This is a genomic window from Streptomyces tsukubensis, from assembly GCF_003932715.1.
Classification (GTDB): domain Bacteria; phylum Actinomycetota; class Actinomycetes; order Streptomycetales; family Streptomycetaceae; genus Streptomyces; species Streptomyces tsukubensis.
Window position 1 is genome coordinate 1457182 of record NZ_CP020700.1, and the last position, 15913, is coordinate 1473094.

General features: G+C 71.4%; 15 protein-coding genes and 1 tRNA gene. 10 read left to right on the forward strand and 6 right to left on the reverse strand.

What is annotated here, in order from left to right:
• Positions 1 to 56: 56 nt before the first annotated feature.
• Positions 57 to 144: transfer RNA gene (locus tag B7R87_RS05035), tRNA-Leu, on the forward strand.
• 81 nt (positions 145 to 225) lie between these two features.
• The gene (locus tag B7R87_RS05040; protein WP_006350165.1) at positions 226 to 1143 is read left to right on the forward strand and encodes a pseudouridine synthase; all 918 of its coding nucleotides are present in this window, start codon (positions 226 to 228) and stop codon (positions 1141 to 1143) included.
• Here the strand turns inward: B7R87_RS05040 and B7R87_RS05045 are convergent.
• From B7R87_RS05045 to B7R87_RS05060, 4 genes are all read right to left on the reverse strand, one after another.
• On the reverse strand, positions 1128 to 1757 hold the full coding sequence (locus B7R87_RS05045; RefSeq protein WP_006350164.1) for an MBL fold metallo-hydrolase: 630 nt from the start codon (positions 1755 to 1757) through the stop codon (positions 1128 to 1130). The genes B7R87_RS05040 and B7R87_RS05045 overlap by 16 nt on opposite strands.
• On the reverse strand, positions 1754 to 2839 hold the full coding sequence (locus B7R87_RS05050; RefSeq protein WP_006350163.1) for an S-(hydroxymethyl)mycothiol dehydrogenase: 1086 nt from the start codon (positions 2837 to 2839) through the stop codon (positions 1754 to 1756). Before B7R87_RS05050 ends, B7R87_RS05045 begins: the two co-directional genes overlap by 4 nt.
• A gap of 283 nt (positions 2840 to 3122) precedes the next feature.
• Positions 3123 to 4595 carry an amino acid permease gene (locus B7R87_RS05055; RefSeq protein ID WP_006350162.1) on the reverse strand — a complete coding sequence of 491 codons (1473 nt, stop codon included), beginning with the start codon at positions 4593 to 4595 and terminating at the stop codon, positions 3123 to 3125.
• Positions 4596 to 4958: 363 nt separating this feature from the next.
• A complete protein-coding gene (locus B7R87_RS05060; RefSeq protein WP_040916760.1) occupies positions 4959 to 5699 on the reverse strand; it encodes a FadR/GntR family transcriptional regulator in 741 nt (246 codons plus the stop codon).
• A 156-nt stretch (positions 5700 to 5855) separates the two neighbouring features.
• On the opposite strand from B7R87_RS05060, the gene B7R87_RS05065 reads away from it, so the two are divergent.
• Together B7R87_RS05065 and B7R87_RS05070 are read left to right on the forward strand one after the other, a co-directional pair.
• Complete coding sequence (locus B7R87_RS05065) at positions 5856 to 6386, forward strand: gluconokinase (RefSeq protein ID WP_006350160.1); 531 nt, start codon at positions 5856 to 5858, stop codon at positions 6384 to 6386.
• Between the two features lie 96 nt (positions 6387 to 6482).
• Positions 6483 to 7880: a GntT/GntP/DsdX family permease gene (locus tag B7R87_RS05070; protein ID WP_006350159.1), complete on the forward strand. Its 1398-nt coding sequence runs from the start codon at positions 6483 to 6485 to the stop codon at positions 7878 to 7880.
• Positions 7881 to 8004: 124 nt separating this feature from the next.
• Here the strand turns inward: B7R87_RS05070 and B7R87_RS05075 are convergent, their stop codons facing one another.
• Positions 8005 to 9663 carry an FAD-binding dehydrogenase gene (locus B7R87_RS05075; protein WP_006350158.1) on the reverse strand — a complete coding sequence of 553 codons (1659 nt, stop codon included), beginning with the start codon at positions 9661 to 9663 and terminating at the stop codon, positions 8005 to 8007.
• 103 nt (positions 9664 to 9766) lie between these two features.
• Between B7R87_RS05075 and B7R87_RS05080 the strand changes: the two genes are divergently transcribed.
• From B7R87_RS05080 to B7R87_RS05100, 5 genes are all read left to right on the forward strand, one after another.
• Positions 9767 to 10306, forward strand: a complete 540-nt coding sequence (locus B7R87_RS05080; RefSeq protein ID WP_006350157.1) for an NUDIX domain-containing protein — start codon at positions 9767 to 9769, stop codon at positions 10304 to 10306.
• Between the two features lie 108 nt (positions 10307 to 10414).
• A complete protein-coding gene (locus tag B7R87_RS05085) occupies positions 10415 to 10813 on the forward strand; it encodes a YidH family protein (RefSeq protein WP_006350156.1) in 399 nt (132 codons plus the stop codon).
• Positions 10810 to 11145: a DUF202 domain-containing protein gene (locus B7R87_RS05090; protein WP_006350155.1), complete on the forward strand. Its 336-nt coding sequence runs from the start codon at positions 10810 to 10812 to the stop codon at positions 11143 to 11145. The genes B7R87_RS05085 and B7R87_RS05090 overlap by 4 nt, the downstream gene beginning before the upstream one ends.
• 207 nt (positions 11146 to 11352) lie before the next feature.
• Positions 11353 to 12375 carry a phosphotransferase family protein gene (locus tag B7R87_RS05095; RefSeq protein ID WP_006350154.1) on the forward strand — a complete coding sequence of 341 codons (1023 nt, stop codon included), beginning with the start codon at positions 11353 to 11355 and terminating at the stop codon, positions 12373 to 12375.
• Positions 12376 to 12378: 3 nt separating this feature from the next.
• Complete coding sequence (locus B7R87_RS05100) at positions 12379 to 13599, forward strand: acyl-CoA dehydrogenase family protein (RefSeq protein ID WP_006350153.1); 1221 nt, start codon at positions 12379 to 12381, stop codon at positions 13597 to 13599.
• Between the two features lie 52 nt (positions 13600 to 13651).
• Here the strand turns inward: B7R87_RS05100 and B7R87_RS05105 are convergent, their stop codons facing one another.
• Positions 13652 to 14245 (reverse strand): TetR/AcrR family transcriptional regulator, encoded by a 594-nt coding sequence (locus tag B7R87_RS05105; RefSeq protein ID WP_040916761.1) that lies wholly within the window; start codon positions 14243 to 14245, stop codon positions 13652 to 13654.
• A gap of 306 nt (positions 14246 to 14551) precedes the next feature.
• Here B7R87_RS05105 and B7R87_RS05110 point away from each other — a divergent pair, with 306 nt between their 5' ends.
• The gene (locus tag B7R87_RS05110) at positions 14552 to 15841 is read left to right on the forward strand and encodes an exo-beta-N-acetylmuramidase NamZ family protein (RefSeq protein ID WP_006350151.1); all 1290 of its coding nucleotides are present in this window, start codon (positions 14552 to 14554) and stop codon (positions 15839 to 15841) included.
• Positions 15842 to 15913: the final 72 nt, after the last annotated feature.

The window sequence follows — 15913 nt, forward strand, 5'->3', positions numbered from 1 at the left end:
AATGTTTGCTATGGTTTTCCACGTCGGAACGGCCCAGGCCGAACGGCAGACACCTGGTCCGGGTGGCGGAATGGCAGACGCGCTAGCTTGAGGTGCTAGTGCCCTTTATCGGGCGTGGGGGTTCAAGTCCCCCCTCGGACACCAGCGGAAAGGCCCCTCTTCGGAGGGGCTTTTCCCGTATCCGGGCTCCCCCGCAGATGGGGGCGGCAGCAGAGAGGAGCCGCGGTGAGCCGTGGACGACGGGCGCCCGTCTCGCCCCTGCCCCAGCGCGACGGGGTCGATCCCGTACGGCTCAGACTGCCCGAGGACCCCGGCGGGCGGTGGGCGACCGTCGGAGACCATCTGGCCGAGCGGTACGGCGCCGAGCGGGCCGACGCGCTGCTCGGCGCGGGCCGGATCGTCTCGCGCGAGGGCGCCGTCGTGGCGAACGAACCGTATGCGGCGGGGCTGCTGCTCTGGTTCCACCGGGATTTCGCTCCGGAGGAGCCGGTGCCCTTCGGGGCCGGGATCGTGTACCGGGACGAGCGGATCGTCGTCGCCGACAAACCGCACTTCCTCGCCACCACGCCCCGTGGCCGGCATATCACCGAGACCGTGCAGGCGAGGCTCCGGCGCGAGCTGGGGCTGCCGGAGCTCCAGCCCGCGCACCGGCTGGACCGGCTGACGGCAGGGCTGGTGCTCTGCATCGTCCGGGCCGGGGACCGGGGGGCGTACCAGACGCTGTTCCGGGATCGGCGGGTGCGCAAGGAGTACGAGGGGGTGGCTCCGTACGACCGGGGGGTGGCGCTGCCGCGGACCGTACGGAGCCGGATCGTGAAGGAGCGGGGGGTGCTCGCGGCCCGGGAGGAGAGCGGCGAGCCCAACAGTGAGAGCCGGGTGGAGCTGCTGGAGCACCGGGCGGGTCTGGGGCGGTACCGGCTGCTTCCGGTGACCGGGCGGACCCATCAGCTCCGGGTCCATATGAACGCCCTGGGGCTGCCGCTCCTGGACGACCCGCTGTATCCGGTCGTCCAGGAGTCCGCGGCCGAGGACTGGTCCCGGCCGCTGCAACTGCTGGCGAAGGTGCTGGAGTTCACCGATCCGCTGACCGGTGAGCACCGCCGCTTCGAGAGCGGGCTGCGGCTCGCTCAGTGGCCCCGCTGAATCCACTCGTCGAGGGCGGGCGCCTCGGCGCCGATGGTCGTCGCATCGCCGTGGCCGGTGAGGACGGTGGTGTCGGACGGGAGGGTCAGCAGCTGATCCCGGATCGAGTCGATGATCGTGGGGAAGTGGCTGAAGGAGCGGCCGGTGGCGCCGGGCCCGCCGGCGAAGAGCGTGTCACCGGTGAAGACGGTCGAGAGCGCGGGGGCGTACAGACAGACCGCCCCGGGGGCGTGGCCCGGGGTGTGCAGCACCGTCAGCTCCGTACCGCCGACGGTGAGCGTCTGGCCGTCGGCGAGCGGGCCGTCGGGCTCGCGGTCGGGGTGCGTCTGCTGCCAGAGCGGCAGATCGTCCGGGTGGAGCAGGACGGGGGCGCCGGTGGCCGCGGCGAGCGCCGGGGCGGCGTCGATGTGGTCGTTGTGGGCGTGGGTGCAGACGATCGCGCGGAGGGTACGGCCGCCGAGGGCGGTCTCGATGGCGCCGGCGTCGTGGGCGGCGTCGATGACGATCGCCTCGGTGTCGTCGCCGACGATCCAGACGTTGTTGTCGACGTCCCAGACGCCGCCGTCGAGGGCGAAGGTGCCGGAGGTGATCAGCCGGTCGATACGGGTGGTCACAGGGTCACCACCGAGCGGAGGACGTCGCCCTCGTGCATCCGGGCGAAGGCCTGCTCGATGTCGTCGAGGCCGATGGTCTCGGTGACGAACGCGCCGAGGTCGATCCGGCCCTGCTGGTGGAGGTCGATCAGCATCGGGAAGTCGCGGGAGGGCAGGCAGTCTCCGTACCACGACGATTTGAGGGAGCCGCCGCGGCCGAAGACGTCCAGCAGGGGCAGTTCGAGGGTCATCTCGGGGGTCGGGACGCCGACCAGGACGACGGTGCCCGCGAGGTCGCGGGCGTAGAACGCCTGCCGGTAGGTCTCGGGGCGGCCGACGGCCTCGATGACGACGTCGGCGCCGAAGCCGCCGGTCAGTTCGCGGACGGCCTCGACGGGGTCCGTGGAGCGGGAGTTGACCGTGTGGGTGGCGCCCATGGAGCGGGCGGTCTCCAGCTTGCGGTCGTCGATGTCGACGCCGATGATCGTGGCGGCACCGGCGAGCCGGGCACCCACGATCGCCGCGTCGCCGACGCCTCCGCAGCCGATGACGGCGACGGTGTCACCGCGGGTGACTGCGCCGGTGTTGACCGCGGCGCCGATGCCCGCCATGACGCCGCAGCCGAGGAGTCCGGCGACGGAGGGGGCGACGGCCGGGTCGACCTTGGTGCACTGCCCGGCGGCGACCAGGGTCTTCTCCGCGAAGGCTCCGATGCCGAGCGCCGGGGTCAGCTCGGTGCCGTCGGTGAGGGTCATCCGCTGCCGGGCGTTGTGCGTGTCGAAGCAGTACCACGGGCGGCCGCGGCGGCAGGCCCGGCAGTTTCCGCAGACCGCGCGCCAGTTGAGGATGACGAAGTCGCCTGGGGCGACGTCGGTGACGCCGGAGCCCACGGATTCGACGATTCCGGCGGCCTCGTGGCCCAGCAGGAAGGGGAAGTCGTCGTTGATCCCGCCCTGCTTGTAGTGCAGGTCGGTATGGCAGACCCCGCAGGCCTGCACCTGCACCACGGCCTCTCCCGGGCCGGGGTCGGGGACGACGATCGTCTCCACCCGCACCGGCTCGTTCCTGCCCGGTGCGACCACTCCGCGGACCTGCTGGGACATCGGTTCCGCCCTTTCTCGTGCTGCGGCTGCGACCACGGGGCGGGACCGTCCCTGGGGAGGCCGTCACCGCCGAGATCATCATTGATTCGGAACCACCACTATGGACCGTCGGGCTGCGGACCGCGACAGCCTGTGGACAACCCCACAACCGGACGTCACAGGGCTGCTCGCCCCCGGGTGGCGGCAAGGGCGCGGGACGGGCGCGGTGCCTCGTCCGCGTACGGCAACGGGGTCCGGGGAGTCGGCCGACTCCCCGGACCCCGGCTCTCCCGGCGGACCGGGATCAGAGCGTCTCGCGCTCCGCCGCGATGGCGTTCACCCGGCGCCGGACGGCGAACCAGCCGCCGACCAGGGCCGCGACGATCAGCGGCAGCAGATTGACCGTGGTCCGGCCGACCCCGCCGCCCCACCACATGAGGACGAGCACTCCGACGAGGAAGACCAGGGTGACGATCTGTGTGTACGGCGCCCACGGCAGCCGGTACGCGGGGCGGGTGACTCCGCCTTCCTCGGCCCGGCGCCAGAACAGCAGGGAGCAGAGCATGATCATGCCCCAGGTGCCGAGGATGCCGAGGGAGGCGAGGTTGAGGACGATCTCGAAGGCCTGGCCGGGGACGACGAAGTTCAGGCCGACGCCCGCGACGCCGAAGGACGCGGTCAGCAGCACTCCGCCGTACGGAACCTGTCCCTTGTTCATCCGGGCGGTGAAGCGGGGCGCGGAGCCCGCCGTCGCCATGGAGCGCAGGATGCGGGCGGTGGAGTAGAGACCGGCGTTCAGGCTGGAGAGCGCGGCGGTGAGGACGACGAGGTTCATCACTCCGGCGGCGCCGGGCACGCCCAGCTTGTCCATCACGGTGACGAAGGGGCTCTCGTCCGCGGAGTAGGCGGTGTACGGGAGCAGCAGCGCCAGCAGGACCACGGAGCCGACGTAGAAGAGGCCGACCCGCCACATGATCGAGTTGATCGCGCGGGGCATGACCTTCTCGGGGTTCTTGGTCTCGCCTGCCGCGACGCCGCACAGTTCGACGGAGGCGTAGGCGAAGACGACGCCCTGGACGACCACGAGCATCGGCAGCAGGCCGACCGGGAAGATTCCGTCGTTCTCGGTGATGGTGGAGAGGCCCGGGTTGTGGCCGCCCACGTCCTGCTGGGTGACCAGCAGGAATATGCCGATGAGCATGAAGGAGACCAGGGCGGCGACCTTGATGATCGCGAACCAGAACTCCATCTCACCGAAGTACTTCACCGAGATCAGGTTGATGGCCAGCACACCGGCGAGGGCGATGAGTGCCAGCACCCACTGGGGGATATCGCTGAAGAGCGACCAGTAGTGGGCGAACATGGCGGCGGCCGTGATGTCCGCCACGGTGGTGGTGGACCAGTTCAGGAAGTACAGCCAGCCTGCCGTGAAGGCGCCCTTCTCCCCCATGAACTCGCGGGCGTAGGAGACGAAGGCACCGGAGGAGGGGCGGTAGAGCACCAGCTCGCCGAGGGCCCGGACCACGAAGAAGGCGAAGACACCGCAGACCGCGTAGGCGATGGCGAGTGAGGGTCCGGCGTCCGCGAGTCTGCCGCCCGCCCCGAGGAAGAGCCCGGTACCGATCGCGCCGCCGATGGCGATCATGTTGATGTGGCGGGACTTGAGGTCCTTGCTGTAACCGGCGTCACCGGCGTCCACATGGGGGGTGGTCGGGCGGGAGCCGGTCGCCGGAGCCCCGGCGACCGCGCTGTCGGACGCGGTGGTGCGGTCACTCATAGGGGGGTGGTTCGCCTTCGTGTGGGTGCATGGGGGGTGATGGGTGCACGCCGGGCCCGGGGCTGCCGGTGGAAGGTGTTCACCGGGGCGGCCGGAACGCGGCCCGACGGCACACCATCGAGCGGTCCTGCGATGTTGGCAGTGTTCCAGGTCACCGGGAAAGAGATCTGAGGTGTTTCTGAGGTTGCCTACATATAAACCAAGGTGGCAGTAAATCATGAACCGGAGGAGCCCCTCCCACTTCCATCGGGACGACCGGATGGACGTAAGGGGTCGCACTGATTGTGGGGTCGTACCGCAGCCGGTGTGGATGCCAGGGGGGATTTACGGGAGGGAAGCCACGGCCGACGGCGGGCGGGGGGCTCAGACGCCCGGCAGGGTGGGCACGGCAGGCGGGGCCGGGTCCGGGGCCAGGACGTCCAGCTCCGCGAGTGCGCCCACCGCGATCTCACGGGTGATCCGCTCGGCCCGCTCCGCGTCCCCCTCCCTCACCGCCTCGGCCACCTGCACATGGAGCGTGACCGCCGCCGGGTCCGGGTCCTCGAACATCACCTGGTGGTGCGTACGGCCGGTCAGGATGGCCGCGACCACGTCCCCGAGGCGGGCGAACATCTCGTTGCCGGACGCGGTGAGCACGATCCGGTGGAAGGCGACGTCGTGCCGGAGGTACGCCTCCAGCTGCTGGCCGCGCGAGGTCTCCACCATGCCGAGGGCACAGGCGGTCAGCTCGGCGCACTGCTCGGGGGTGGCGTTGCGGGCGGCCAGCCCGGCGGCGACCGGTTCGATCGCGGACCGGAGCACGGTCAGCGAGCGCAGCTGGCGCGGCCGGTCCGAACCCGCCAGCCGCCAGCGGATGACCTGCGGGTCGTAGACGTTCCACTCGTCGATGGGACGGACCGTCACACCGACCCGGCGGCGGGACTCGACCAGCCGCATCGACTCCAGGACCCGGACCACCTCACGGACCACGGTGCGCGAGACGTCGAAGCGCTGGGCGATCTCGTCGGTGCGGAGCACGCTGCCCCGCGGATAGTCCCCCGCGGTGATGGCGAGGCCAAGTGTGTCCAGCACGTGCGTATGGAGGCCATGGCCCGCTGTGGTCATGTGCCCAGCCTAAAGGCCGGTCCGAGGGGCGAGGATCACACCTCAAAAGTATGACGTTTACATCTCGAAGTCTTGAATAAGTCGTACCTAATGGGTTTCAGTAGCGCGACGGACCGATGTCGACACCGGAGTCGACGTCAGACAGTGAGGCAGTAGATGAGCACCCCGCGCACCCCGCAGGTCGTCGTGGTGATGGGCGTGGCAGGGACCGGCAAGACCACCGTCGGCCCCCTGCTCGCGGCCGCCCTGGGCGTTCCGTACGCCGAGGGCGACGACTTCCACCCCCCGGCCAACATCGCCAAGATGTCCGCCGGGACACCGCTCGACGACACGGACCGGTGGCCCTGGCTGGATGCCATCGGCACCTGGGCGGGAAGCCGGGCCGGGCTCGGCGGTGTGGTGTCCAGCTCCGCCCTCAAGCGGGTCTACCGCGACCGGCTGCGGGCCGCCGCGCCGGACGCCGTCTTTCTGCACCTCAGTGGTGACCGGCAGCTCATCGAGCACCGGATGACGGCACGCCGGGGCCATTTCATGCCCACGGCGCTGCTCGATTCGCAGTTCGCCACGCTGGAGCCGCTGGAGGCGGACGAGGCGGGCGTCGCCGTCGACGTCTCCGGCTCCCCCGAGGAGATCACCGCCCGGGCGCTGGCCGCCCTGGGCGCCGCGGCTCCTCCGGACGCGGGCTGACCGCAGGCCCCGTACCCCCTGCCGTACGCCGGTCACCGGTGTGCGCGCAACCCCCCACACCCCGTCCCCGAACCCTCGTTCTCGTAAGGAACCACCGTGACCAGTCTCAGCGTCGAGACGCTGGCAGCGGATCCGCTGGCGCCGATCACCTCGGCCGGCAACGCCCAGCTCGGCATCGCCGTACTCGCGGGCATCGCCGTCATCGTGCTGCTCATCACCAAGTACAAAATGCACGCCTTCCTGGCGCTGACCATCGGGTCGCTGGCGCTGGGCGCGTTCGCCGGAGCGCCGCTCGGCAAGGCCATCGAGTCCTTCTCCAAGGGACTCGGCTCCACCGTCGCCGGTGTCGGTGTGCTGATCGCCCTCGGCGCCATCCTCGGCAAGCTGCTCGCCGATTCGGGCGGTGGTGACCAGATAGTCGACACGATCCTCGCCAAGGCCAAGGGCTCGACGATGCCCTGGGCGATGGTGCTGATCGCCTCGGTGATCGGTCTGCCGCTCTTCTTCGAGGTCGGCATCGTGCTGCTGATCCCGGTGGTGCTGATGGTGGCCAAGCGGGGCAACTACTCGCTGATGCGGATCGGCATTCCGGCGCTGGCCGGTCTGTCCGTGATGCACGGACTGATCCCGCCGCACCCCGGCCCGCTGGTGGCGATCGACGCCCTCGACGCCAATCTGGGCGTCACGCTGGCCCTCGGTGTCCTGGTCTCCATCCCGACCGTGATCATCGCCGGTCCGGTCTTCGCGAAGTACGCGGCCCGCTGGGTGGACGTCCCGGCGCCGGAGAACATGATCCCGGCCCGTCCGTCCGAGGACCTCGACAAGCGTCCGGGCTTCGGCGCGACCGTCTTCACGGTGCTGCTGCCGGTCGTCCTGATGCTCTCGAACGCGCTCGTCGAGATCGTGATAGACGATCCGGAGAACCCGGTCCAGAAGGTCACCGACGTCATCGGCTCCCCGCTGATCGCGCTGCTGGCCGCGGTCCTCGTCGGACTCTTCACACTGGGCCGTGCGGCCGGCTTCACCAAGGACCGGATCTCCTCCACCGTCGAGAAGTCCCTCGCCCCGATCGCGGGCGTGCTGATGATCGTCGGCGCGGGCGGCGGCTTCAAGCAGACCCTGATCGACGTCGGCGTGGGCCAGATGATCCTGGACTTCTCGGAGAACTGGTCGATCCCGACGCTGCTGCTGGCCTGGCTGATCGCGGTGGCGATCCGGCTGGCGACCGGTTCGGCGACGGTGGCGACGATCTCCGCCGCCGGTCTGGTGGCCCCGCTGGCGGTCGGCATGTCGAGCACGGAGTCCGCGCTGCTGGTGCTGGCGATCGGCTGTGGTTCGCTCTTCTTCAGCCATGTCAACGACGCCGGTTTCTGGCTGGTGAAGGAGTACTTCGGCATGGACGTCGGCCAGACCATCAAGACCTGGTCGGTGATGGAGACCATCATCTCGGTCGTCGGTCTCGTCTTCGTCCTGCTGCTGTCGCTGGTGCTGTAGCGCCGGTACGGCAGCCGGTACGTCCGGCCGGATCTCGTACGGCCGCACGTCCCGCGGTGGGTTCGCCCGCCGCGGGACGTCCGCGTTCCCGGAGCCGTACCGCAGTCCCTCCGGGCCCGCCGGCTCAGCGCACCGCCTCCGCCGCCGCCCGGCCCGCCGCGCGCCCCGAGAAGAGGCAGCCGCCGAGGAACGTGCCTTCCAGGGAGCGGTAGCCGTGGACCCCGCCGCCGCCGAACCCGGCCGCCTCCCCCGCCGCGTACAGCCCGGCCAGCGGGGTGCCGTCCGTGCCCAGAACCCGCGACGACAGATCCGTCTCCAGCCCGCCCAGCGATTTGCGGGTCAGCACCCGCAGCCGTACGGCGATCAGCGGACCGGCCGCCGGGTCCAGGATCCGGTGCGGGGCCGCGGTCCTGATCAGCTTGTCGCCGAGATACCTCCGCGCCCCGCGCACCGCCGTGACCTGGAGGTCCTTGGTGAAGGGATTGCGGATCTCCCGGTCCCGGGCGACGATCTCCCGCCGCAGCACCGCCTCGTCGATCAGCTCGTCGCCGGTGACCGCGTTCATTCCGCGCACCAGGGCCGCCAGATCCTCCTCCACCACGAAATCCGCTCCGTGGTCCATAAACGCGCGCACCGGCCCGGGGACGTCGGCCCGGGCCCGCCCGATCACCCCGCGCACCGAGCGCCCCGTGAGATCCGGGTTCTGCTCGGAACCGGAGAGCGCGAACTCCTTGCCGATGATCTTCCGGTCGAGCACGAACCAGGTGTGGTCGTAGCCCGAGGTCACGATGTGTTCCAGGGTGCCGAGGGTGTCGAAGCCGGGGAAGAGGGGCACCGGCAGCCGACGGCCGCGCGCATCGACCCAGAGCGACGACGGGCCGGGCAGGATCCGGATCCCGTGCCGGGCCCAGACCGGGTTCCAGTTCTCGATGCCCTCGGTGTAGTGCCACATCCGGTCCTGGTTGACATGACTGGCCCCGGCGCGTTCGGCGATGCCCAGCATCAGCCCGTCGACATGCGCCGGAACGCCCGAGAGCATCGTGCGCGGCGGCGCGCCCAGCCGGCCCGGCCACTGGGCGCGGACCAGTTCGTGGTTGCCGCCGATCCCGCCCGAGGCGACGATCACGGCCTGGGCCCGGAACTCGAACGCCCCGGCCACCTCCCGGCTGCTGGCGGTGCCGCGTTCGGCCGCGGACGGCTCCAGCACCTCGCCGCTGACGGTGTCGAGGGTGCCGCCGGTGCGGCCGAGCCCGGTGACGCGATGGCGGAAGCAGAGCCGGACGAGCCCCCGCGCCACGCCCTCGCGCACCCGCTGTTCGAAGGGGGCGACCAGACCGGGACCGGTGCCCCAGGTGATGTGGAAGCGCGGCACCGAGTTGCCGTGGCCGGTTGCGGAGTATCCGCCGCGTTCGGCCCAGCCGACGACGGGGAAGAAGCGGATTCCGTGCTGCCGCAGCCAGGACCGCTTCTCCCCGGCGGCGAACTCGACATAGGCGTCGGCCCACCGCCGCGGCCAGCGGTCCTCGTCCTCGCGGTCGAACCCGGCCGTGCCCAGCCAGTCCTGACGGGCGAGGTCCACACCGTCCCGGATCCGCATCCGCCGCTGTTCGGGCGAGTCGACGAGGAAGAGCCCGCCGAAGGACCAGTGCGCCTGACCGCCGATCGACTGCTCCGGCTCCTGGTCGACCAGGATGACCGTACGTCCGGCGGCGACGAGTTCCGCGGTGGCCACCAGCCCGGCGAGGCCGGCCCCGATCACGATCACGTCCGCGTCGTACGCCATGGGTCCCCGTCTCCGTGCCGGTGCGGTGTCGGGACGATCCTCGGTACGGGCCAGGAGCATGTCAACAGGCCCGTCCGGGTGCCGGGGTGGTGGAATGGGCACCATGGGATCCGACGGCGAGCTGATCGACATCGTGGACGAAGCCGACCGGGTGACCGGCCGGGCGACGCGGGGCGAGGCGTACGCCCGCGGACTGCGGCACCGGGTGGCGTTCGTCCTGGTCCGTGACGCGGACGACCGGATCTTCGTCCACCGCAGAACGGCGGCGAAACGTGTCTTCCCCTCGTTGTACGACATGTTCGTCGGCGGGGTCGTCGGCGCGGGCGAGACCTACGACGCGGCGGCGCTGCGCGAGGCCGAGGAGGAGCTGGGGGTGAGCGGGCTCCCGCGCCCCGTCCCCCTGTTCACCTTCGCGTACGACTCCGGCACCGCCCTCGGGTCCTGGAACTCGGCGGTCTACGAAGTGCGCTGCACCCTGCCGGTGCGCCCGCAGCCCGAGGAGATCGCCTGGTGGGACTTTCTGCCCGAGGAGGAGGTGGAGCGACGGCTGCGGACCTGGCAGTGGACGCCGGACGGACTGGCCGCCTATGAACTGCTGCGCGCCCGCCACGCCGACGCTGAGACCGCCCGCCACCGGCCATGATGATCACACCGCAGGTATCGTGCGCCGCATGGGGCTGCCGATACGGAAGCGAAAGCCGATGCGGGTACCGCCGCGGATGACGGGCCGGTGCCGATGCCGGGTGGGTGGATGACGGGCTGGGTACGGAGCCTGCGGCTCTGGTTCTCGCCCGAACGGGTGCGGGCGGACGGACGGACCCCCGACTACCGCTTCTCGCTGGCCAATGAGCGGACCTTTCTGGCCTGGCTGCGCACGGCGCTCGCGTTGATAGGGGCCGGGTTCGCGGTGGACCAGTTCCTGCCCGAACTGCGCTGGGCGGTCCGGGCCGCGATGGCCCTGGGGCTGCTGGTGGCCGGGGTGCTGTGCGCGCTGCGGGCCGTCAACCACTGGGTGCGGTGCGAGCAGGCGATGCGGCGCGGCGACGATCTGCCGGTCTCCCGGCTGCCCGCCGTACTGAGTCTGGTCGTCGCCCTGGTGGCCCTGGTGATGGTGGCCGTGGTGCTGCTGGGCCGGGAGGGGAACTGGTGACGGCGACGTCGGTCGGGGGCCGCGGGGAGGACCGGGATCCGGGACTCCAGCCGGAGCGGACCCGGCTCGCCTGGCGGCGGACGGCCCTGGCGTTCACGGTGGTGGCGGTGCTGGCGGCCCGTCAGGCGGCGGGCGACGGCGCCACGGACACCACCGCACTGGCCGGCTGGGCGGCCGCGATGTTCGTCTGGCTGATGTTCCTGGGTCTTGCGCGCCACCGGACCCGGGCCCTGGACACCACCCGTCCGGAGGCACTGTCGGCCCGTGCCGCACTGGCGGCGGTGGCGTGCACGGTGGCCCTGGCCGTCTCGGCGTTGACACTGCTGCGCTGAGCCCGGCGGCAGGGGACCGCGCACGGTGGCCGGGGCGGTGGCCGGGGCGGTGGCCGGAGCCGCCTGCCGGGGTCGAACCGCTTCGCTCCGTACGGCTGTTCGAAACCACGGATCTCCCACACGCCCCCGGCGCACCCCCTGGACTGCATACCGACTGGTCGGTCATCATCGGTTGGTCGGTCCCGTCGCCCCCGGAGGTCGTCCACGATGCGTTCCGAACCCCCGCCCGGCCTCGACCCGGCACGCCTGCGCGACCTCCTCGACCGCGAACGCCCGGGGCTGGTGACCGGCCCGCTGACCGCCGAACTGATCGAAGGCGGCCGCTCCAACCTCACGTACTCCGTCACCGACGGCCGCGAACGGTGGGTCGTCCGCCGTCCCCCGCTCGGCCACATCCTCGCGACCGCGCACGACATGCGGCGCGAACACCGCGTCATCAGCGCCCTGCACCCGACCCCCGTCCCGGTCCCCCGGCCGGTCCTGTTCTGCGAGGACACCTCGGTGACCGGCGCGCCCTTCTATGTGATGGAGTACGCGCCGGGGACCCCGTACCGCACTGCGGGACAGCTCGCCGCCCTCGGGCCCGAGCGCACCCGGTCCGTTCTCCTCGGGCTGCTGGACACCCTGGTCGATCTGCACGCGGTGGCCCCCGAGGCGGTCGGACTCGGCGATTTCGGCCGGCCCGACGGCTATCTGGACCGGCAACTGCGGCGCTGGGGCAAACAGCTCGCCGCCTCCCGAAGCCGCGACCTCGAAGGGATCGACGAGCTGCATGCGGAGCTGGGCCGCGCCCTGCCGGAGTCCCCGGCGCCCGCCGTCGTCCACGGCGACTACCGTCTCGACAACGTTCTCGTCGGACCCGACGACCGGATCACGGCCGTTCTGGACTGGGAGATGTCCACGGTCGGCGATCCGCTGACCGATCTCGGGCTGCTGGCGATGTACAGCCACCCCCTCGAACTCCCCGACTCACCGGTGAGCAGCACCGCCGCCGCGCCCGGACACCCCACGGCCGCCGAACTGGTCGAGCGGTATGCCGAACGGTCCGGCCGCAAGGTCCACGCCATCTCCTGGTACACCGCCTTCGCCTGGTTCAAACTGGCCGTGATCCTGGAGGGCATCCACTACCGCTACGTACTCGGACAGACCGTCGGCACCGGCTTCGACCGGTTCGGCCCACTGGTCCCGCTCCTCGTCGAGCACGGGCTGACCACCCTGCGGAGAGGCTGAGCCGTGGACTTCGCGTTCGACGAGCGGACCGAGGACCTCCGGGAGCGGCTCGGGGCGTTCATGACGGAGTGCGTGCTGCCCGCCGAAGCGGTGGCCGAGGAGCAGCGCGCCGGACTCGTATCGCCGTGGGAGACCCCGCCGGTCGTCGAGGAGCTGAAGGCGGAGGCCCGCCGCCGGGGCCTGTGGAACCTCTTCCTGCCCGACCGGAGGTACGGTGCCGGGCTGACCAACCTCCAGTACGCGCCGCTGGCGGAGCTCACCGGCCACAGCCCGCAGCTGGGCCCCACCGCGGTCAACTGCGCCGCGCCCGATACGGGGAACATGGAGCTGCTCGCGGAGTTCGGCACCGCGGAACAGCGCGAGCGCTGGCTGGAGCCGCTGCTCGCGGGCCGGATCCGGTCCGCGTTCGCCATGACCGAGCCGGAGGTGGCGTCGTCGGATGCCACCAATATCCGGACCCGGATCGAACGCGACGGCGACTTCTATGTCGTCAACGGCCGCAAGTGGTACATCTCCGGCGCGATGAACCCTGCCTGCGCGGTCTTCGTCGTGATGGGGGCGACCGATCCGGACGGTGCCGACGTCCGGCGCCGGCAGTCGATGGTGCTGGTGCTGGTGCCGCGGGATACCCCGGGGGTGCGGATCGTCCGGGCGATGAAGGTGTACGGCTACGAGGATCATGCCCACGGCGGCCATGCCGAGGTGGTGTTCGAGGACGTCCGGGTGCCGGTGGCGCAGCTGATCGGCGAGGAGGGCGGCGGTTTCGCGATCGCCCAGGCCCGGCTGGGTCCCGGCCGGATCCACCACTGCATGCGGCTGATCGGCATGGCCGAGCGGGCGATCGCGCTGATGTGCGAGCGGGCGCTGTCGCGTACGGCCTTCGGCGGGCCGCTGGCGCAGCAGGGGGTCGTCGGCAACTGGATCGCCGATGCCCGGGTGACCGTCGAGCAGTTGCGGCTGCTCGTCCTGAAGACGGCCTGGCTGATGGACACCGTGGGCAATCGGGGCGCGCACACCGAGATCCAGGCGATCAAGATCGCGACGCCGCGGGCGGTCGTGGACATCCTCGACCGGGCGGTTCAGCTCCACGGCGGGGCCGGGGTGGGGCAGGACACGCCGCTGGCGGAGCTGTGGGCCGCGGCCCGGACGCTGCGGCTGGCCGACGGGCCGGACGAGGTCCATCAGCGGTCGCTCGCCCGCCGGGAGCTGCGGCGGTACGCCTGAGGCGGGGGCGCTCACGGGGCAGAAGCGCGGCGCGCTGCCGCGCCGCCCGTGCTCAGGGGCGCAGGGCCCGCATCAGCAGATCCGCGAGATGGTCCGCGACCTGCTCCTTGGTCAGCGGGCCGTCGGGCCGGTACCAGGTCGACAGATGGTGCACGGAGCCGAAGTAGTAGTCGACCACCAGATCGGCGGGGGTGGCCGCGGAGAAGACGCCGCTCGACTGCCCCTCCTCCACCAGCGCCCTGAACCGCTCGTGGTAGCGCCGCCGTTCCGCCCGTACCTGCTTGTTCTTCTCGGGCGACAGGTGGTGCATGGAGCGGAAGAAGATGGTCGCGTCGTGGAGGTTCTCGATGGTCGTGACGACGACGTCGGCGGCAGCGGCCCGCAGCCGGACGTCGACCGGCGCACCGGAGCGGGCGAAGGCGTCCAGCCGCTCCTGCTGGAGCCGGAGCATCCGCCCGTACACCTCCTGGAGCAGGTCCTCCTTGGAGCCGAAGTAGTGGTAGAGGGCGCCCTTGGTGACGCCCGCCGCCTCCACGATCTCCTGGACGGAGGTCTTGTCGTAGCCGTGTTCGGCGAAGAGCCGGGTGGCGGCCGACAGCAGCTTCCGGGGTACGGGGGCGCCGTCCCCGTCCGTCGTCCTGGCCATGCCGCCCACCGCCTTTCCTCCCGGGCTCCCGCCCGGGGATCTTCCCGCCCTCGGCCGCGGGGCCCTCGCTCCGTCCGCTGCGGCCCGGCGGCCCCGCCCGGCCGGTGGACAGACTAAGCGGTCGGTCATGAAGGAGGAAGAGGATCGTACGACCGCGTCGTTCCCTCGCCGCACCGGGCCGCGCTAGCGTGCGCACCACACGAAGGATGATCAGCTCCGGCAGCAGCCGGAGGGACGGCCGAAGGACAGCAAGGACAGCAAGGACAGCAAGGACAGCAGAGCTACCAGAAACACCGAAGGAGTCGTATGAGCCTGTCCAGACGGGGACTGCTGGCCGCGAGCGGTGCGGCCGGGGCACTCGCCGCCACCGGATCCACGGCCCGCGCGGACGACGCCGGGGGCGGGCGGTCCGGTGGCGGGCACGGTCACGGGCGGCACGGCCCCCGGGTCCGTACGGGCTTCGACCGGCTCGCCGCCGACGGCTACGCCCTGCTGGCCGGTGAACGCGTCGGTGTGGTCACCAATCCGACCGGGGTGACCTCCTCCGTACGCCATATCGTCGATGTGATGCACGCCGACGACCGGGTGGACCTCGTGGCCGTCTTCGGCCCGGAGCACGGTTTCCGCGGTACGGCCCAGGCAGGCGGCTCCGAGGGGCGGTACGACGACCCGGCGACCGGGCTGCCGGTGTACGACACGTACCGCAAGTCCGGGCAGCCGCTCGCGGACGTCTTCACGGCATCGGGTGTGGACACGGTCGTCTTCGACATCCAGGACGCGGGCGCACGCTTCTACACCTATATCTGGACGCTGTTCGACTGCATGGAGTCGGCGGCCATCGCGGGGAAACGATTCGTCGTCCTCGACCGGCCGAATCCGGTGACGGGCCGGGCCGCGCTGGGGCCGGTGCTGGAGATGCGGTACACCTCGTTCGTCGGCCGCCGTCCCATCGCCCAGGCGCACGGGATGACGGTCGCCGAGCTGGCGGCCCTGTTCAACGCCGAGTTCCTGAAGGACCGTCCGGTACGTCTGGAGACGGTACGGATGTCGGGCTGGCGCCGCTCCGACTTCTTCGACACCACGGGTCTGCCCTGGGTGCCGCCGAGCCCCAACATGCCGACCCCGGAGACCGCGCTGGTCTATGCGGGCACCTGTCTCTTCGAGGGCACCGAGCTGTCGGAGGGGCGGGGCACGACCCGTCCGTTCGAGCTGCTGGGGGCGCCGGGGATCGACGGGCGGTGGGCGGAGGCCGCGAACGACCTCGGGCTGCCCGGCGTGCGGTTCCGGGAAGCCTACTTCACACCGACGTTCGGCAAGCACCAGGGAAAGACCGTCGGCGGAGTGCAGCTCCATGTCCACGACCGGGCCGCCTTCGATCCGGTACGGACCGGGATCAGCCTGCTGGTGACGGCGAAGCGCAGCTGGCGCGAGTTCGCGTGGCTCCGGTCCAACCCGACCTGGCTGGACACGCTCAGCGGCACGGCGGCCGTCCGCACGATGGTGGACGCGGGGGCCGGGACGGACGAGATCACCGGCGCATGGCAGGAGGGGCTGGGGGCGTTCCGTTCCGTACGGAGGCGGTATCTGCGCTACTGAGCGCAGGCGGCGGGCCGGGCGCCGCGGCGGATGCGGCCTGCGCGCCCTCGTGGAACTGGCGCTATCCGCAGG